The following is an 18,213-nucleotide window of genomic DNA, read 5'->3' as shown; positions in this document are numbered from 1 at the left end:
ATTTAGAGCCAGCGGCGCGCGATGCCGCCGGTATCGGCGAACACCGGATCGACCCGGCGCCCGGCCAGCTCGCTCAGCACACCGGCGCCGGCCAGCGCGTGATAGCCGCCGATGACGTCCGTGGCCCGGTGCAGCCCGATGTCCAGCAGCGCGGCCGCCGCCAGGCTGGAGGTGTAGCCCTCCGAACACAGGATCACCCATTCGACGTCATCGCCGACGGCCTCGGGCAGTTTGGCCTCGCTGGTGGGATCGCAGCGCCACTCCAGGACGTTGCGTTCGATGACCAGCGCCCCGGGCACCTCACCCTCGCGAAAGCGCTGGGCCTGCGGCCGGATGTCCACCAGCACCGCGCCGCGCCGCAGCGCAGCGGGCACTTCGACGGCGGGCAGGCGACGATACCGGCGCCGGGCGGATCTCAAGACGACGTCGATGCGACTCATGGCGATCCTTCCGGCTGGTCGGTCAGTTCGGTGCGTTCGCGGCGCAACGTCTTGCGGTCGGTGATCTCGTAGTACGACATCGCCGTCAGCGGCGGCGAGTAGGCATGCACGCTCAGGGTGGGCTGCACCTGCGCGGCGCTCGGCGCCCCGGCGACCGGCAGCGAAACGGGCACGGTGACCGGCCGCGGCGCCCAGACCACGTCGTGCACCCAGCCCAACGGGAATCCGGCCTGATCGCCGGCGTCCAGCCGGCGGCGTCGCAAAGCCCTTCCATCCCAACGGTATTCGTTCAACGATCCGGAAATGACGGTCAGCGCGCCCAGCGACCCGCCATGGTCGTGCAACTCGGTCGGCTGGCCGGGCACCCAGCTGATCAGCCAGACGTCGAGTTCCTCGTCGCCGTGGATGCGGGTGAACCAGCGCCGCGACTCGGGTATGCCGCCCGCCGGCAACAGGTGCTCGCAGCGCCCGCTGAGCACCTCGTCGGCGGCCCGGTCGGTGGCGTAGAGCAGATCAGGCACTCGCAGCCGGGTCGGTCCGGCGGACGGGGCGGAGAGGACTCGCGGGCGCGGGGCAGCAGCGGTGGCGACGGGCACAGACATTTACAGGAGCTTCCAGGCGAAAACGGACAGGACAAGCGGCGGCGTGTTACGGCCGACAACACTCGCAAAATCCGAAGCGCTCCATCACGGCCGCCAGTGTTGCATAGATTGAGACCGTGCGCTGGCGCGGTGGTCGGTCCGGGCGGTGGGGCGCGGTTGTCGCCGCGGCCGTCATCCTGGCGGTCACGGGGTGCTCGCACGGCGCCCACAGCGGCGCCTCCTCGTCCCCGCCGGCGCGCCAATCCGGCGTCGCCAACGGCCCGGGTTCGCCGCCCGCCGGCTCGGTGGGCCTGTCCCCGGGCGGTGTGACGACCAGGGTCGACGTCCCCGCGGCCTCCACCGAAGAGGAGTACTACCAGGCCTGTCACGCCGCGAAAGAGTGGATGGACGCCCAGCCCAACACCGGTGCGTCGCTGTTCGAGCCGTATCTGTCGATGGTTCAGGCGTCGCCGGCGGGCACCGCGGGCAGCTGGAACGCGCCGTGGTCGAAGCTGACGCCGGCCCGCCAGGCCGCCGTGATCGTCGCCGCCCGGGCGGCCGCCAACGACGAATGCGGGTAGGGCCGCGCCGCGGGGATTCATGGCCGCCGCGTAATTGGGATCACGGCTGAAAAAAGTGCCCGCGCCGCCCGCTGACCCAGTGTCGCCGCGCAGAATGTAGGGGTGCCGGACGAACTTCCGCGTCGATCAGAACCGACCCGGGTGGCACTCGCCCTGGGCAGCGGCGGTGCCCGCGGCTACGCCCACATCGGGGTGATCGAGGCCCTGGCGGCGCGCGGCTACGACGTCGTCGGCGTCTCCGGCTCGTCGATGGGTGCGCTGGTCGGCGGGCTGCAGGCGGCCGGGCGGCTGGACGAGTTCGCCGACTGGGCGAAGAAGCTGACCCAGCGCACCATCCTGCGGCTGCTGGACCCGTCCATCAGCGCGGCCGGCGTGATGCGGGCCGGCAAGATCCTGGACGCGGTGCGCGACATCCTGGGTCCGGTCGCCATCGAAGACCTGCCCATCCCCTACACCGCGGTGGCGACGGACCTGCTGACGGGCAAGTCCGTGTGGTTTCAGCGCGGCCCCCTCGACGAGGCGATCCGGGCGTCCATCGCGATCCCCGGCGTGATCGCCCCCCACGCGGTCGACGGGCGGCTGCTCGCCGACGGCGGCATCCTGGATCCGCTGCCGCTGGCCCCGCTCGCCGCGGTCAACGCCGACCTGACCATCGCGGTGAGCCTGTCCGGCAGCGAGGCGGTCAGCAACCGCGAACCGGAGCCGGGTGCCACCGTCGAGTGGTTGACCCGCATGGTGCGCAGCACCTCCGCGCTGCTGGACACGGCCGCCGCCCGGTCGCTGCTCGATCGGCCGACCGCGCGCGCGGTGCTGAGCAGGCTGGGCGGACCGGCCGGCGAGCCGGACAGCTGGGTGGACGCCCAGGACGACGAGCAGCCCGCGCCCGGTGACGACGCCGGCGACCTGGCCGGCGTGGGACCCGCCGTGCCCAAACTGGGCAGCTTCGAGGTGATGAACCGGACCATCGACATCGCCCAGGCCGCCCTGGCCCGCCACACCCTGGCGGTCTACCCGCCCGACCTGCACATCGAGATCCCGCGCTCGACGTGCCGGGCCCTGGAATTCCACCGGGCGGTGGAGGTGATCGCCGCCGGCCGTGCGCTGGCGGACGAGGCGCTGGACGCCCTGGAAGTCCAGGACCAGCGGGACGTCCCGCCCGCGATCGAGCGTTAAACGTCGCTCAAAACGCCTGCGCGCCAAGCACTGTCACAGCCCCAGGAAGCGGGCGATGGCCGCGGCTTCGCGGCGGCCCTGCCCGCGCCCGGCCAGGGCCGACGGGATGCGGCAGTTCGGGTCCAGCGCGTTGGGCCCGAAGGCGGCCAGCGAATCGGCGTCGGCGAAGACGGCGAACGCCGCGCCGGGAAACGCCGAGACCTCGGCGGCCGGCCCGGCACCGAACGGTGACGGCGCATCGACGCCCGAGGGCACCAGCACCACCACCGTCGCGCAGTCGGCGGCCACCACCAGGTTGACCGAGCTGGCGACCCCGCCGTCCATGTAGTGGCGGCCCGCGATCCTGACCGGCGGCCACGCCCCGGGCACCGCGCAGCTTGCCGCGACGGCATCGACCAGGTCGACGCCCGAGTCGCGGTCGAAGACGGTCAATTCGCCGGTTTCGACGTCGATCGCGGTGAGCCGCAACTCGGACTCCGGCCAGTGGTGCGACGGCAGCCGCCGCGCGATGACGTCGCGGCGCACCGGCGCGGGAACGGTTTCGGTGGCCAGCGCCACGGCACCGATGCGCTGCATCTGTTGCCGGGTCCTGTCCAGCGTGTCCTCATACGGCTGACCCAGGGCCGTCAGGAACAGTTCGGTGATGGTCTCCACGTCGACCCCGGAATCGATCTCGGCCGACGACTCGGCGACCTGCCGGTCGAACAGCTCGTCCAGGGTGTGGCCGCTGCGAAGCTGCGCGGCGACGGCCGAGCCCGCCGAGGTCCCGACCAGCACGTCCGACTCGATCAGCAGCCGAACCACCGCCGGCGACTCGTCGGCGATGCCTCGCAGAACACCTGTCTCCCAGGCGATTCCCGCTATTCCCCCACCGGCCAGCACCAGGGCGCGTTTGGTCATCACGTCGCCTACCTTGCCAGCCCGGATCAGGCCAGTTGCCGGGTGTTCGGCAGGGCGTGCTGCGACTCCTCCACCGGCGAGCTCAGGTCCTCGCGACGCAGCAGATGTTTGGGCGGGTCTGGCAGGATCATGCTGCGGTGGATTTGCAGATCTGCGTCGACATGGAAGAGTTCACCCGCCGGCAGCAGCCGCCAGCGTGGCTCGTCGTCCATCACCTCGGTGGCGAACACCACCGACGACCGCTCACACAGATGCTCCGACCGGGCGTGAATCCGCTTGGTGCACAAGTCGAATTCGGAATCATGCGAAGCCGTATCGTCGGATCGATCCAGAATATAGAGGTGGTGGGTTTCCGGGTAGCGCAGCGCCCACATGTCGGTGGCCGTGCTCAGCAGCACGTTGACCGCGTAGATCGGAGCGTGCTCGGCGAGCCATCGCATGGCGTCGGTGAGGCCGGCGGTGATGTCGCCGTCGCGGGCCCGGATCGCGGCGGTGATCAACGCGAAGACCCGCTCGGAATCGGTGTCGCCCAACACCAGGTCGTCGGTGCCGACCTCACGCAACCGCTCGTCGAGGATGTGCAATCCTTCGACGACGCCGTTGTGCGCGAAGATCCGCCCGTCCTGCAGGAACGGGTGGGTGTTGTGGATGTCGAGCGAGCCGGTGGTCGCGTAGCGGACGTGGGCGATGACCGTCGTGCCGGTCATCCGGTGCGCCTCGGTCGCGAATTCCGCGTCCTGCCAGGCCGCTATCGGCTCCTTGTACAGGTGCGGTTGGCCGTGTTCGTCGAAGACGCCCAGCCCGCTGCCGTCCGGATTTCTCCTGCTCTGCTGAGCCAGGCTGTCCGGGGCGTCGAGGAGCCAGAAGGTCGCGGTGCAGGCGTGCGTCCCGGCGTGCAGGCCAAAAAGTCGGCACATGGCTCCCCACGCTAGCGGTCGCGGGTCAGCCCGTCAGCACGGCCGACAGGTCGTGCAGCGCCCGGCGCGCGTAGCCCTTCCACATCCTGCCCAGCACCGGCAGTGCCCAGGCCGTCAGCGCCGTGGGTGGGCGGATGTCCCAGCGCCAGGTGATCTCGGTGCCGCCGCCGGCCGGAGCGAAGATCCATTCGCCGAGGACGTGGTCGACCAGCAGCGCCATCGGGCCGGTGACCTCCGAAAGCCGGTAGCCGAACGACCGCGGCGGGTCGACGCTGGTCAGTTCCTCGCGCATGCTGGCCCCGCCGACCAGGTGCACGACGCGGGTTTGGCCGGCCGCGTCCCAGGCCCCGGTCTGCTCGCGCACTTCCTTGATCGGCGGGAACGGCCCGTACCAGCGGTGGAAAAGCGTCGGGAGCGCAATGGGCAGCGTCCGGTTAAAAGCGTCCTGGACCGCGACCGGGGTGACGACGGATTGATCGACGATGAGTGAATGTGCCACGGGTGTAACGCCTTTCAGCTCAGCGCGCCTCGATCACCTGGTATTCGTCCTCTGCGTATCGCGACCGGATGGTTTTCTTGTCGTACTTGCCGACGCTGGTGCGCGGGATCTCGTCGACGAAGGTCCACCGCTCGGGCAGCCACCACCGAACGACCTTGTCGGCGAGAAAGTTTCGCAGCTGGTCGGGGCTCACCGCCGCGCCCTCCTTGGCCACGATCACCGCGAGCGGCCGTTCTTCCCAGCGCTCGTCGGGAACGCCGACCACGGCGGCCTCGACCACATCCGGGTGCCCGATCAAGAAATTCTCCAACTCGACCGAGGAGATCCATTCCCCACCGGATTTGATGACGTCCTTGGCGCGGTCGGTCAGGGTGACGAACCCGCGCTCATCGATGCGGCCCACGTCGCCGGTGCGCAGCCAGCCGGAGTCGAATTTCGATTCGTCGCGGCCCAGGTAGTAGGAGCCGGCGATCCACGGTCCGCGGACCTCGACCTCGCCGACGGCCTGGCCGTCGTTGGGCAACACCTGACCGTCGTCGTCGACGATGCGCATCTCCACTCCGCAGACCGGCTGACCCTGTGTCCCGCGGAAGGCCCAGTGCTGGTCCTCCGGGGTGCCCGGCGGCGGCCACGCCATGGTGGCCAGCGGCGACGTCTCCGTCATGCCCCACAGCTGCCGGATCTGTACGTCGTGCTTTTCCTCGAAGGTGCGCATCAGCGACACCGGGACGGCCGAGCCGCCGCAGACCACCAACCGCACCGACGACATGTCGTGGTCGGGGTCGTCCTCGAGGTGATGCAGGACGCCGTTCCAGATGGTGGGCACCGCGCCGGTCACGGTGGGCTTCAGGTCCTCGACCATCGCGACCAGCGAGCGGGGGTCGAGGTGGCAATCTGGCAACACCAAGTCGGCGCCGGCCATCAGCGCCGCGTACGGCAGCCCCCAGGCGTTGGCATGGAACATCGGCACGATGGGCAGCACGCTGTCGGTGGCCCCGACGCCGATGCCGTTGGTGGTACACGCGCCCATCGTGTGCAGGAAGCTCGAACGGTGGCTGTAGACAACGCCTTTCGGGTTGCCGGTGGTGCCGCTTGTGTAGCACATCGCGGCCGCGGAGTTCTCGTCGATGCGCGGCCAGTCGAACTCGGTGGACTCGCCGTCGAGGACGTCGGCGTAGCGCAGCACGGTCTTGCCCGCGCCCTGCAGCGGCTCAGTGTCGTCGCCGACGACGATCACGGTGTGCACGGTCTCGAGCTCGGGCAGCACGGGTGCCAGCGATTTGACCAGTGAGGCGTCGACCAGCACCACCTGGTCTTCGGCCTCGTTGGCGACGAAGGCGATCTGCTCGGGGAACAGCCGGATGTTGAGGGTATGCAGGACGGCGCCCATCGACGGCAAGGCGAGGTATGCGGTGAGGTGCTCGGCGTTGTTCCACATGAATGTGCCCACCCGCTGGTCACCGGTGACGCCGAGGCGGCGCAGGCCATTCGCCAGTTGCGCGGCCTGCTTGCCCAGCTCCCGGTAGGTGGTGCGCCGGTAGCCGTCCCCGGTGGCGGTCGTGACGACGCGTTCCCCGTGCACGGTGCAGCCGTGACGCATGATCGCGGTGATGGTCAACGGGAAGTCCTGCATCGTGCCGTCCACTGATCTACCGCCTTAGTCTCGGGGCAGCACCGCCTGTGCCGTCGGGCGCCTCCCACCCTAAGCCTCAACTCGGCGAGAGTGTCAGCACCCGAGGAGACTGACGATCGATTGCGTGGATCCCGTTCGGCCGGGGCCGCTTTGGGCGCCCCGCGAGACCAGCCGGCCTAGGCGAGGACCGGTTCCCACTCCGGCAGTTCGGGCAGCCAGCCGGCGACCGACAGGTCCGGGTCGCCCGCCCCGCCGCGGGTCGGCGATGGCGCGGTCGAGGAGATGCGCGCCGCGGTGACCACGCCGGAGTAATCGGCAACGTAGAGCTGGGTGCCGTCGGGGCTCTCCACCACGCACGACGGGTGCTTGGACACCTCGACTTCGCCGAGGACGTCCTGCTGGTGGGTGCTCAGCACCGTGATGCGGTCGTCGCTGACCAGGTAGGCCCGCGCGCCGTCGCGACTGAGCGTCATCCGTGTGAGCGGGCCGGTGATCTCCGGGATCTTGTGGGTGCCGACGATCTTGTTGACCCGGGTGTCGATCACGTCCAGTACCGCGCCCGCGACCGGATCGCAGCTGGCCACGTACGCCGTGCCGCCGTCGTCGCTCAACGCCACATCGCGCAGAGGCAGACCGAGGTCGACGACGCCGACGATGCGTGACCGGCCGCCGACCCGGCGATTGTCGGACCGCGTCCGGGTCTCGATCATGGCAAGGCTGCCGCCGGTCGGGGCGTTCATGCCGACATACAGCCGTCGTCCGTCGGCGCTGATCCGCACGCATTCGGTGGTGGTGCCCGGCGCGGTCGCCAGGTCTATGACCTCGAGTTCGCCGGTGGTGGTGTCCAGCACCGTCACATCGGCGCCGCGCACCGCGTTCCGGCTGGCGTAAAGGAATTTGCCGTCCGGGCTCACCGTCAGGTCGCTGACGCTGTTCGCGAGATGGTGGGTGGCGATGCGCCAGTTCGTGACGACGTCGATGACCTCGATGGCGTCGTAGCCGGCGGTCGCGATGCTGACGTAGGCGTAGTTGGAGTCCGCACTGCTCATGGTGACCGCGAACGGTTCGGTCAGCCCGGTGACGGTGCTCGAGACACGGCACGTGTTGGCGTCGATGACCGAAACCGCGTCGCGGCCGTAGTTCGTCGCGACCAGCCGCCGCCCGTCCGGGCTGATGTCGATATCGCTGATCGGGCCGTTGTGCAACGGAACCCGCACCACCGAGGAGGTGTCAAACTCGAAGATTCGGGCGTTTCGATCGTCGTGCGCGGCCGTAGGGCCGTTCACATCGTTCACGCTGGCACCGCCTTTGCTGTGTTGTCGGCTCTGGTCGTCAAGTGGCGAAGCCGCCGATACGTGTGCGACGATTTGGCCTCCGGATCCCACCGGCTTTCAGCACCGAAAGGCGCTGACGAGATTGGTTTTCGGTAGTCTACTGGCCACAAGTCGCCCGTTAGCAGATCGAACTGCTCGACGTTAGCTACGTCACTGTGCGCACTCAGGTTCTGCTCAGACTTCCAATCACGCTGTATCGCAGTCGCTTACCCGTAGCGAAAGTCAGGCAAACCCGCTTCCGGCGGATTTCACGCGCGCCGCTAACAGCCCACGTGAGCGCGCTATCGGGTGCGGATGTAGGGAATTCTCAGGTTTCGCGGCCGACGAGGGATAGATCACAACTGGGCCGGCACCAAAGTGTTGCGCCGGAATTCTCGCGCTTACGCGCGAATTCCATCACAGCGCGTTGTGGTCACGTTCCCCGGTCCGGATGCGAACAACCGCTTCCACTGGTGATACCCACACCTTGCCGTCGCCGATCTTCCCGGTGTGAGCCGCGCTGATGATGGCCCCCGTGACCCGGTCGACAAACTCCTCGTCGATCAGTACCTCGACCCGGACCTTTGGTACGAATTCGACCGCGTACTCGGCTCCGCGGTAGACCTCGGTGTGCCCTCGCTGTCTGCCATACCCCTGGACTTCGGTGACGGTTAAACCCAGCACACCGGCGGACTCCACGGCATGCCTGACGTCATCGAGGGTGAAGGGCTGGACGATCGCGGTAATCAGCTTCATGGCGTCTTCGCACCCTCAATCATCCACCGTCTCAGCGTGTTTGGAAATTATCGTCCCAGTCCGCGTTTCTGAGCGCGGCTCGACTCGCCTACCCGTGACGAGCGTTTCGTCCGGGTAAGCCTCTTCGTCGTGCACACCGAGGTCACCGCTTTCCAACACCTCGTCGGGCAACCGCAATTTCATAAAGAGGCCAAGGACTTTCAGGATGACGAATGTGATGAGCGCATCCCAGACGATGATCGTGGCCGCAGCACCGGCCTGGATCAATATCTGCTTGGGATGGTGACCGTACAGCCAACCGGCGAAGGTCACGTCCTGTCCCGTGCTGCCGCCCAGGTATTCGACAATATGCGGATCGGCGAGTACTCCGACCAGCAACCCGCCGGCCAAACCTGCGACACCGTGAGTGTGAAACACACCCAGCGTGTCGTCCACCTTCTTGAAAAGCGTTGTTGTACCAAGCCAATTCCAGGACATCCATACCAGGGACGAGGCGACGACGCCGATGATCATCGCACCGAAGCTGTTGACAAAGCCAGCCGCCGGCGTGATGGCGACCAGGCCGCTGATCATCCCGTTCACAGCGCCGAGGAATGTCGGTTTGCGCTGCTTGCTCGCGAAAAGGTCCCAGATCACCCAGGTGAGCAACGCGACTGCGGTGGCGAGATTGGTGTTGATCACCGCCAGTGACGCGTCGGCACCCGAAAAGTACGGGTCACCCCCGTTGAAGCCGTTCCAGCCCAACCACAAGACGCCGGCACCGACCGCGGCCAGGGGCAGGTTGTTCGGCACCGCGCGTTCCCGGTCCCGCGCCAGCCTCGGACCTATCACCGCGGCAGCGACGAAACCGGATGTCCCGGCGGCGAGGTGAATCACGTAGCCACCGCTGTAATCCAAGGCGCCAGCGTGTGACCACCAGCCACCGCCCCACAGCAGGAACGCATTGACCGAGTAGGCGAATGTCGACCACAGTGGCACGAAGATCAGCCAGGCCTTGAAGCTCATTCTTCCGATCACGCTGCCGAGAAAAAGCAGCGGGGTGATGGCGGCGAACACGAATTGGAAGTACGCCAGCGTGGTCTCCGAGAAGCGGAAAGACGGCATGGTGCCGTCCAGCAGCGGGATATAAGCGATCTGCTGGTTGTTGCTGCTCAGGATGGTCTTGGGTTTCCCGACCGCCGACTGCAGGATGCCCGGCCCGAGTTTCAGCGGTTCGCCGAACCCCATCTTGAAACCCCAGAGCACCCACACGACTAGCACCAGAGAGAACCCGGTGAAGGCCATCAACATGGTGTTGACGGCCCACTTCTTCTGCACGATTCCGCCGTACAGGACGGCGATGCCAGGAATGCTCATCAGGCCGACCAGAGTCGCCGCCACCAACTGCCAGGCGTTGTCCCCGGGATTAACCCAATCTGGATAAGGCAACATGGTTCAGACACACCCCAATTCGGGCCGGTAGGCCTTTTGAAATCAGCCGCGGTGCGAAGTGACGCCGTAGATGGGTGAAGCGTCGAATGGCAATGTTTCGCCCGTATGTGCGCGAGCTTAAGAATTTATTTCGGAATGCGGTGCGGCTAGCTGAACTGCGTCTGCGGTCTCTCCAGCCCGACCCCGTCGACGGTGATGTCGACTTTCTCGTTGTAGAAAGCGATCAGACCGGCGATTTGACCGACCGCCGGAAGCGGATAGTGGTAGGTCCATGCCAGGTCCTCGTGCACGGCGTCACCCACACGCACCGACCAATAACCTGAGGTAACCCCCTTGTACGGACACAACGTTTGCGTGGGGCTGGATTCCAGGTGCTCGAAGGCGACATCGGTCGCATCGATGTAATACCTTGTCGGCAAACCTGTTTCGAACAGCAAAACGGGAGTCCTTGTGTCGGCCAAGATAATTCCGCCGAGCTCGACGCGCACATGCCGATGCGAGCGTAGGGCGTCGACCCGCGAATACGGATTGCGCGGGTGGCAGTAGATCGGCTCGTCTTCTTCGAACCAGCGCAACGGATTCCACTCGAACCGCACTGTCCCGGCCAGCGGGCCGTCCCCGTCGGCGTCGAATACCCGCGCGGCGGACTCATGCTTTTGGCCGGCGCCCACCAGGGAGTAGAGCCGCGACGCACCGAATTGCACCTTCTGGGCGTGGTTTTCGTCGTGCAGGAACTCGGACCGGACGTCGTCGAGCGGGATGTAGTACTGCGGGTAGTACGGAACTTCCCACACGTACCGGGCGGCGGTGGTGTCGAAGACCAGCGCGTCGCCGAGATAACCACGGACCCGCCGCGGCGCGGGTTCGATCCTGCCGCGCGCGGCGGCCATCTGCGGGTAGCCGGTGTCGGTGGTCATAGCTGACCTACTGGTCCTTGGAGGCCAGTCCGGCCGGGGCGTGACCGATGGCCTTGCGGATGGCGTCGGCCAGCGCGAGCGCGCTTTCCTCGGTCAGTTCCAGGGCCACCCGCGCCGACGGGCCGAGCTGGGGGTTGATCACGTCGATGTTGACGGTGTGGCCGTAGGGCGCGTGGACGGGGTGGTCGACATACACCGTCGCGCGGTCGGCGCCGAACCATCCCGTCGCGCCCTTGCCGCTGCCGTCAATCTCGACATGTTCGGTGAGATAGGTGCACATGGGAGATGCCTAGCCCTTCAGGTAGGTGGCGAAGAAGTCGTCGATGCGCCGCCAGCCGTCCACCGCGGCCTCCGGCCGGTATGCCGGGCGGTCGACGGAGAAGAACGAATGGCCCGCGCCCTCGTAGGAGTGGAACTCGTGCTGCTTGTCCAGCCTGTTCAGTTCGGCGTCCAGGGTGGCCACCGCGGCGGGCGCGGGAAACCGGTCGTCGAGCCCGAACAGGCCCAGCAGCGGACAGCTGAGGTTGGCGGCGAGGTCCAGGATCGGCTTCATGGCCTTGGGCATGCCCTCGGGCGGGTTCTCGACGATGAAGGCGCCGTAGCAGTCCACCGCCGCATCGAACGGCAGCGAGCACGCCGCCAGGTAGGCGTGCCGTCCGCCCGAGCAGTGCCCGATGACACCGAACTTGCCGTTGGCGCCGTCCAACGCGCGCAGGTGCTCCACCGCGCCCGCGACGTCGCCGACCAATCGTTCGTCGGGCACCCCGCCCGCGGCGCGCGCCGCGGCGGCCGCGTCATCGGGCGCGGCACCCGGGGCTTCGCGCGAGTAGAGGTTCGGCGCCACGGCGTTGTAGCCGCTGACCGCGAGCCGGCGGACGAACTCCTTGGTCTCCCGGTCGTACCCGGGCATGTGGTGGATCCACACGACGCCGCCCCGCGAGGCCGGCGCGAGCGGCACGGCCTGGTAGGCCTCGATCTCGTCGCCGCCGTGGCCGGTGATGGTGATGGTTTCTGCGCGGATGGCGTCTGCGCTGGGTGCGTTCATCGCGACTCCCTTTCTCCGCTCCGGTGGGCATTCCGGTTGTGGCCACCCGGATGCGGAGCGCTGCGGCAGGTTTGGGGGCCGCTCCGCCGAGAACCAACGTAGCCGAATCGCGCTGAAGGCTCAGTGCCGCTTGTCTCGCACCTTGTAGGTCGAGGGCCACGACTTGCGGGACTCGTCTCCGGTCAACGGAGTTCCCATCCCGCCGACCTTGACGGCGTACGCCTCCTTGCCGGGGCCGACCTCGCGGTTGGCGTGTTCGGTGGCCAAAAAGTAGAGCTCGTCGATGGTGGCTTCGTCGTAGGCAACGAACGAGGTTTCCCGCGCGACGTCGTCGATGCCGGCCAGCATCCGCTCGGGCAGCAGTCGCGACGCGACCGCTGTGAGCCCCAGCAGTCCGAACGGAATGATCCAGTAGCAGAGAAACGACAGTGGCGTCTTCGTGTCCAGCATCAGGGCGGCGGTGGTCCCGGCGGGCCCGCCGGGACCCTCCAGGATCGACGGGATCACCGACGACACCGTCATCCCGGCGAACGTCGCGATCCACAGCCAGCTCAGGATCTTGACGACCCGGCCGAATAGCTCGGTTTTGACGACGTCGGCGGCTTGTTCCGCCGCGGCGAACTCGGCCACGAAGGGCTTGCCGACCAGCATCCCGATCAGCGTCACCAGGAAGATCCCGGCGTTGCTCAGCGGCAGTATCCACCGCTCGAGGAATGAGTCACCGAGCGTGAAGGACAGCACGGCGAGAATCAAAAGCACTGCGACGGAAGCAAAATCGAAGAACTGCCACTTCCTGCCGACCGCGCCTCCCAGGCCCAGGCCGGCGGCGGCGATCGCCAACGCGACCAGCACGGCCGCGGCGAACGGAACGTTGCCGACGAGTACCCAATACACGATCCACGGCGCGAGGCCGAACAGCATGCCCATGCTGGGTCAGTGTATGGATGACGGATTGCGGGCCCGTCGGCGGCGCGCCCAAACTGTTGGTCCACGCGCACGATGGCGGTGGCCGGCATCGAGGACGACACTTCGTCAGAAAACAGGGCTATTTTCGGCCGTGCGAACGTCAGGTCGATAGCCGAAACAGTATCGTGACAGCACCACGCGCGACTGCAATTTGAATGGTTGGCAGCACATTATGCTGTCGCGTTCAGGAGACAAGTTTGGGAAGCTGGCGCCGCGCGTGACGTCACAAGTCAACTGACTGCTGACGCGTTGCTGACGCGGAGAGTCTTGACGGCGACGACCACCCACACGTTCGAGGCAGATATGCCTCCTAGCAGGATAAACACTGTGCCCCCAGTCGGACTCGAACCGACACTGTACGGATTTTAAGTCCGCTGCCTCTGCCAATTGGGCTATGGGGGCCCGTCGCGAATGTAGCCGACCGGGGGCCGGCTATCCGGCTGGGTCGGCATGCAACGCCATGGCCAGAAAGTCCAGCCGCCACAAGCCCTGGAACAGCTTGTGGCCGAACTCTCGCAGCAGGGCCCGGTGCTCGTCGGGGACACCACCAACCTGGGCCACGCATTCGATGATCTCGGCGATCGTGCGCCGGCCGTCCACGTGTTGCACGAAGGGCAACTGGGCCGGATTGAGCTTCTGCTTCCCGCCCGGCCAATGGATTTGGTCGCCGGACAAAAAACACGCCGTGCGCAGCAGCGGCACGTAATCGAACGAGGCCGGTGACGCGAAATCGATGGTGTACTGCCCCCTGGGGCGCTCGGGATGGCAGGCCAGAAAGAAATGGGTGGCGTTCGCCGGTTGCAGGCGCTCCATCACGGACCACAGTTCGGCGTCGGGCAATTGGTTAAGCGCCGACTGGAATCCGCTCGCCGGCGTGAGCATCTCGTGGGAGTAGTACGGCGATTTGTGGAACCATCCCTGGAACGCGAGTCCGGCGGCGGCGACCAGATCCAGGCATTCGGCCACGGTGTAGCTGCGCGCCCGGGGGTGCAGAAAGGTGTCGACCAGGGCGCCGTTGGAGACCAGGTCGCGGGCCGCCTTGAGGTAGCTGCGCACCGGGTGGTCGGCGGGCAGCATCGCGACGGCCTCTTTGACCAGTTGGACCGACGCGTCGTCCTGCGACAGCTTGAGGTCGCGAAACACCGATTCGAGCATTTCGACGCCGATCCGGCCGTACTTGGCGTAGAGCATCACCGCAAGCGCTCCGTCGCGGCGCAGGCACGCGCCCAGCGCGGTGAGCCCGGCCAGCGGGTCCGCCATGTGGTGCAGGACGCCGCTGGAGACGATCAGGTCGAAGTCGCGCCCGAGCGCCGACACCTCTTCGATCGGCAGCAGGTGCAACTCCAAGTTCTGCAGCCCGTGCGTGTCCTTCAGCCGACTCTGGTGATTCAGGGCGTTGCCGCTGACGTCGATCCCGACCACCGTCGCGCCGGGATTCTTGAAGGCGAACAGGGCGGCCTGAAAGGTGCCGCAGCCCGCGATCAGAATGTCGAGGTCCGGCCTGTATTCCCGGTCCGGCCACAACACCCGGTGGGCCCAGAACGGATCGAACCAATCCCAGTGGGCTTCGCACCACGCCGCGAGGTCGGCCACCGGGGGCGGGTACTCCCACCGATCGTATTGACGGGAGACGGCGTCACCCCGCGGGTCCTCGGTCACTTCGGCGCTGGCTCCTTCGCGACGGGCGGGTTTTCGTGCCTTGCGTTGGCGGTGGCGATTAACTTACAAGCCTCCGCCGATATCCGGATGCCGAAAAACCCCTGGTTAACTCGTCGAGACAGATTTGCCGGACGCAATTAAGATTCGGTTCCTGCACGCAGGTATGGAACCGGAGGAGTCGACGAGTGAAAAACACGGCACGTTTTGCAGGCCCTGTCGCCGTCGTCGTGGCCGGTGTCGTCGGCATCGTCGCCGCGCCGATCGCGAGTGCCGACCCCGCGGATGACCAGTACCTGCAAACGCTGCATTTGCGCGGCCTCAGCTGGGCGGATGGCGCCGATCAGTCGATGATCAATGTGGGGCATGCCGTGTGTACGGACTTCGATGGCGGGGACACAGCGGCTCAGACCATCGGCGATGTGAAGAAGTCGGTCGGGTTGAGCGGCGGCGGCGCCAACATCATCGTGGGCGCGGCGGTTGCGGCGTACTGCCCGCAATACCGCAGCAAATTGTAGGGGCCGCCAACAGCGGCAGCGGCACCATCGTCGGGGTGCTGCGACGGCCACGTACTGCCCGGAGTTCCGGAGCAAGATCCCCTAACCCCTCCCAGCCGCTCGCGGGTTTGCTACCCGACACCGGGAGCAATGCCACCTAATCGCCGGGAGCAAATGCCGGCGGTCCGCGACGGCCATGCCGTGGCGTGCGTCACAGCAAGCCTCGCGGCACCCTACTCGGGCAGCTGCCGGAAGCTCAGACCAGTTTGCGCGACACCGGCCGCAGCCGGGCGCCGCCGGAACCGCAACCTGCGTCAATCAGACGCACCCGCAACTTCCCGCCACGGTCGAACGTTAACCGGCACTTGGGGATTTGACTCCGTCTTCCGTCGCAAATCGAGCCGTCGGGGGGTCGGCGCACGGCGACCGCCCGCAGGCGCGGCCACCAGCCCGCCATTAGCCAGATGTATAACGTGCGGCGCGGGCGGGCGTCGACTAGGATCCGCGCGCCGCGCGCGGTTTCCTGTAGCGCCGCCCGAGCTCAGGTGACGTCACGGTATCGCCCGACAGGAGCTTGTTAAAACTACGACACTCGGCGTTAAGAAGCCGTAAACGGCTGTCACGTGTGCCTTTTCGGCGCGAACGTGGAGTCGGTGGATAGCTAGCCTTTCCCCAACGCACAGGGACCGTGACGCCAACGCACAGGCCGACCAACCGCAAGGGGCCGGCCAGTTCCGAACACTAGGAGCAACGGATGTCTTTTCTGACAACACAGACCGAAGAGATGTTAGCCGCGGAGCAACTGCTCAGCGGCATCAACACCAACCTGGCGGCGCAGAACGCGGGCGCCGCGTCGGCTACAACCGTGATCGCTCCCGCGGCTGCCGACCCGGTCTCGGCCCAGCAGGCAGCTATCTTCTCGAGTTACGGCACCCAGTACCAGGCCCTCGCCGCCCAGGCGCAGGCGCAGCTGGAGCAGTACGCGAGCACCCTGGGGATCAGCTCCAACGCCTACGGCGACACCGAGGCCGTCAACGCGAGTCAGGCCGTGCTGTCGAATGCCGCCTCGCCCCTCGCCGCCGCCGCGGCCACTCCGTCGAACACTCCCCTGGACTACCTCTCCTACCTCCTCGGTAGCACCGGCAACGGCACCAACCCGAACATGCTCGGCGGGATCTTCGGCCTCTCGAGCAACGGTGCCAACATCTTGAACATCGGTGCTGGCAACTGGGCCTCGGCCGGGTCCGACCTGCTGGGAATGGCCGGTGGTGGTCTGCTCGACACCTCCGGCGACGCCGCCGGTGCCGGATTGGCCGCGGATGTCGCCTCCTCGCCAGGGCTCGGCGCCACCGGCGCCGCGGCCGGCGGCATAACCGGCATGGGGGCCGTCAGCGCAGTGCCGGTGGCCTCGATGGGCTCCGCGACCATGGTCAACAACCTGGCGGTGCCGCCGAGCTGGGCCGGCGCGCCCGCCCCGGCCGTCACGCCCGTCAGCGCGATCCAAACGGCGGGCTGGACCGCCGCCGCGCCGCAGGCCGGCGCCGGCACGGTCGTCCCCGGCATGCCCGGAATGGCCTCGGCCGCGCGCAGCAGCGCCGGCTTCGGCGCTCCGCGCTACGGCGTGAAGCCGATCGTCATGCCGAAACCGACCGCCGTCTAAGCAGCGGTCACCCAGACGTCGCATTCGAACAGACAACTAAGGAGCGGGACAGAAATGGTGCTAAGTTTTGCGGCAATACCCCCGGAGATCACCTCCTCGCTCATCTACTCCGGTGCGGGCGCGGCGCCCCTGATGGCGGCGGCGACGGCCTACGCCAACCTGGCCGCCGAGGTGAGCACGACGGCCACCCAGTGGGAGTCGATCGTCGCGCTGCTGACCAGCGAGCAGTGGACGGGCGGCGGGTCGGCGGCGGCGGCCACGGCGGCCCAGCCCATCGTCACCTACCTGACCGAGACGGCGGCGACGCTCGAGCAGGCCAGTGCCCAGGCCACGGCGTCGGCGGCCGCGTTCGAGGCGGTGTTCGCAGCGGTGGTGCCGCCACCGGTGATCGCCACGAACAGGGCCACCCAGGCGGCGCTCGTCGCGTCTAACGTGCTCGGCCAGAACACCCCCGCGATCGTCGCGCTGGACACCCTGTACGCCGAGTATTGGGCCCAGGACGCCGCCGCGATGGCGGCGTACCAGGCGTCCTCGGCGGCGGCCGGGGCGCTGACCCCGGTGACGCCGCTGACGTCGACCACCGACCCGGCGGCCGCCGCGGTCGTGGACAACACCGCCCTCGCCGGTGGTGCGACCGGCGGCACGGCTCAGGCGCTCGCAGCGCCCCTCGCGGCGGCGCCTCTGGCGGCCGCGGCGCCCACCCTTCCGTTCCAGACCACAGGCATCTTGTCCTCGATCGACAACTTCCTCGGCACGCCGTCCGTGCTCAACGGCATCAACGGCGCGGTCAACACCGGGGCCTGGTTCACCATGAACGCCATCCCGACCGCGGTGTCGCTGGGCCACACCCTGGGTACCGTGCCGTCCATCGCCGTCGGTGACGTGGCGCCCGACGGTGTTGCGGGCATCACCGAAGGCACCATGGTGAGCTCGGTGGCGCCGGGAAGCGGCCTGGGCGCGGCGACATCGGCAGCCGCCGGGCAGGCGTCCACGGTCGGCCGTCTGTCGGTGCCGCCCACGTGGTCTGCAGCCGCGCCGGCGACGCAGTTGGCTTCGGCCACCGCGCCACTCGAGGGCTCGGGCTGGACCGTCGCCTCCGAGACCGCCGAGCCGGTCACCGCGATGCCCGGTATGCCCGGAATGGCGGCGGCAGCAAAGGGCGCCGGTGCCTACGGCGCCGGGCCGCGGTACGGCTTCAAGCCGATCGTCATGCCCAAACAGGTTGTCGTCTGAGAGGGTCCGCTGATA

Annotated in this window: 19 protein-coding genes and 1 tRNA gene; 5 read left to right on the top strand and 15 right to left on the bottom strand. The window is 67.6% G+C overall.

Translation table 11 applies throughout. The annotated features are described in order from the left end of the window. Positions 1-2: 2 nt before the first annotated feature. Positions 3-440 (bottom strand): rhodanese-like domain-containing protein, encoded by a 438-nt coding sequence (locus tag MTY59_RS15000; protein ID WP_221041848.1) that lies wholly within the window; start codon positions 438-440, stop codon positions 3-5. Continuing rightward, the gene (locus MTY59_RS14995) at positions 437-1,042 is read right to left on the bottom strand and encodes a cupin domain-containing protein (protein WP_221041847.1); all 606 of its coding nucleotides are present in this window, start codon (positions 1,040-1,042) and stop codon (positions 437-439) included. Before MTY59_RS14995 ends, MTY59_RS15000 begins: the two co-directional genes overlap by 4 nt. Positions 1,043-1,158: 116 nt before the next feature. Between MTY59_RS14995 and MTY59_RS14990 the strand changes: the two genes are divergently transcribed. Then, positions 1,159-1,602 carry a lipoprotein LpqV gene (locus MTY59_RS14990; protein ID WP_250160571.1) on the top strand — a complete coding sequence of 148 codons (444 nt, stop codon included), beginning with the start codon at positions 1,159-1,161 and terminating at the stop codon, positions 1,600-1,602. A gap of 102 nt (positions 1,603-1,704) precedes the next feature. Next, positions 1,705-2,775 carry a patatin-like phospholipase family protein gene (locus MTY59_RS14985; RefSeq protein WP_221041846.1) on the top strand — a complete coding sequence of 357 codons (1,071 nt, stop codon included), beginning with the start codon at positions 1,705-1,707 and terminating at the stop codon, positions 2,773-2,775. A 33-nt stretch (positions 2,776-2,808) separates the two neighbouring features. On the opposite strand, the gene MTY59_RS14980 is transcribed toward MTY59_RS14985, so the two are convergent. From MTY59_RS14980 to MTY59_RS14920, 13 genes are all read right to left on the bottom strand, one after another. Next, positions 2,809-3,678, bottom strand: a complete 870-nt coding sequence (locus tag MTY59_RS14980; protein WP_221041845.1) for a patatin-like phospholipase family protein — start codon at positions 3,676-3,678, stop codon at positions 2,809-2,811. Between the two features lie 23 nt (positions 3,679-3,701). Further along, positions 3,702-4,592 carry a class II glutamine amidotransferase gene (locus MTY59_RS14975; protein WP_221041844.1) on the bottom strand — a complete coding sequence of 297 codons (891 nt, stop codon included), beginning with the start codon at positions 4,590-4,592 and terminating at the stop codon, positions 3,702-3,704. Between the two features lie 25 nt (positions 4,593-4,617). Next, positions 4,618-5,091: an SRPBCC family protein gene (locus tag MTY59_RS14970; protein WP_221041843.1), complete on the bottom strand. Its 474-nt coding sequence runs from the start codon at positions 5,089-5,091 to the stop codon at positions 4,618-4,620. 19 nt (positions 5,092-5,110) lie between these two features. Further along, positions 5,111-6,736 (bottom strand): long-chain fatty acid--CoA ligase, encoded by a 1,626-nt coding sequence (locus MTY59_RS14965; protein ID WP_221041842.1) that lies wholly within the window; start codon positions 6,734-6,736, stop codon positions 5,111-5,113. A 164-nt stretch (positions 6,737-6,900) separates the two neighbouring features. After that, positions 6,901-8,019, bottom strand: coding sequence for a WD40 repeat domain-containing protein (locus MTY59_RS14960; protein ID WP_221041841.1), 1,119 nt, complete (start codon positions 8,017-8,019; stop codon positions 6,901-6,903). A gap of 435 nt (positions 8,020-8,454) precedes the next feature. Continuing rightward, the gene (locus tag MTY59_RS14955) at positions 8,455-8,793 is read right to left on the bottom strand and encodes a P-II family nitrogen regulator (protein WP_221041840.1); all 339 of its coding nucleotides are present in this window, start codon (positions 8,791-8,793) and stop codon (positions 8,455-8,457) included. A 15-nt stretch (positions 8,794-8,808) separates the two neighbouring features. Next, on the bottom strand, positions 8,809-10,224 hold the full coding sequence (locus tag MTY59_RS14950; protein WP_221041839.1) for an ammonium transporter: 1,416 nt from the start codon (positions 10,222-10,224) through the stop codon (positions 8,809-8,811). 146 nt (positions 10,225-10,370) lie between these two features. Next, positions 10,371-11,141, bottom strand: coding sequence for a DUF427 domain-containing protein (locus MTY59_RS14945; RefSeq protein ID WP_221041838.1), 771 nt, complete (start codon positions 11,139-11,141; stop codon positions 10,371-10,373). A 7-nt stretch (positions 11,142-11,148) separates the two neighbouring features. Then, positions 11,149-11,421 (bottom strand): DUF6295 family protein, encoded by a 273-nt coding sequence (locus tag MTY59_RS14940; RefSeq protein WP_221041837.1) that lies wholly within the window; start codon positions 11,419-11,421, stop codon positions 11,149-11,151. Between the two features lie 9 nt (positions 11,422-11,430). Then, positions 11,431-12,186 carry a dienelactone hydrolase family protein gene (locus tag MTY59_RS14935; RefSeq protein ID WP_221041836.1) on the bottom strand — a complete coding sequence of 252 codons (756 nt, stop codon included), beginning with the start codon at positions 12,184-12,186 and terminating at the stop codon, positions 11,431-11,433. A gap of 120 nt (positions 12,187-12,306) precedes the next feature. Next, positions 12,307-13,113, bottom strand: coding sequence for a hypothetical protein (locus MTY59_RS14930; RefSeq protein ID WP_221041835.1), 807 nt, complete (start codon positions 13,111-13,113; stop codon positions 12,307-12,309). 367 nt (positions 13,114-13,480) lie between these two features. Then, a tRNA-Leu gene (locus MTY59_RS14925) sits at positions 13,481-13,554 on the bottom strand. A 30-nt stretch (positions 13,555-13,584) separates the two neighbouring features. Continuing rightward, entirely contained in the window at positions 13,585-14,811 is a 1,227-nt protein-coding gene (locus tag MTY59_RS14920; protein ID WP_221041834.1) for a methyltransferase, read from the bottom strand. A gap of 227 nt (positions 14,812-15,038) precedes the next feature. Here MTY59_RS14920 and MTY59_RS14915 point away from each other — a divergent pair, with 227 nt between their 5' ends. From MTY59_RS14915 to MTY59_RS14905, 3 genes are all read left to right on the top strand, one after another. After that, entirely contained in the window at positions 15,039-15,326 is a 288-nt protein-coding gene (locus tag MTY59_RS14915; RefSeq protein WP_221041833.1) for a DUF732 domain-containing protein, read from the top strand. A gap of 733 nt (positions 15,327-16,059) precedes the next feature. Continuing rightward, entirely contained in the window at positions 16,060-16,965 is a 906-nt protein-coding gene (locus tag MTY59_RS14910) for a PPE family protein, SVP subgroup (RefSeq protein ID WP_221041832.1), read from the top strand. Between the two features lie 54 nt (positions 16,966-17,019). Continuing rightward, positions 17,020-18,198, top strand: a complete 1,179-nt coding sequence (locus MTY59_RS14905; RefSeq protein ID WP_221041831.1) for a PPE family protein, SVP subgroup — start codon at positions 17,020-17,022, stop codon at positions 18,196-18,198. The last annotated feature ends 15 nt before the right edge of the window (positions 18,199-18,213 follow it).

It is taken from the genome of Mycobacterium senriense (genome assembly GCF_019668465.1).
Lineage (GTDB): Bacteria > Actinomycetota > Actinomycetes > Mycobacteriales > Mycobacteriaceae > Mycobacterium > Mycobacterium senriense.
Note: the sequence above shows the minus strand (reverse complement) of the source record. Positions and strands in the feature narration are given on the sequence as shown.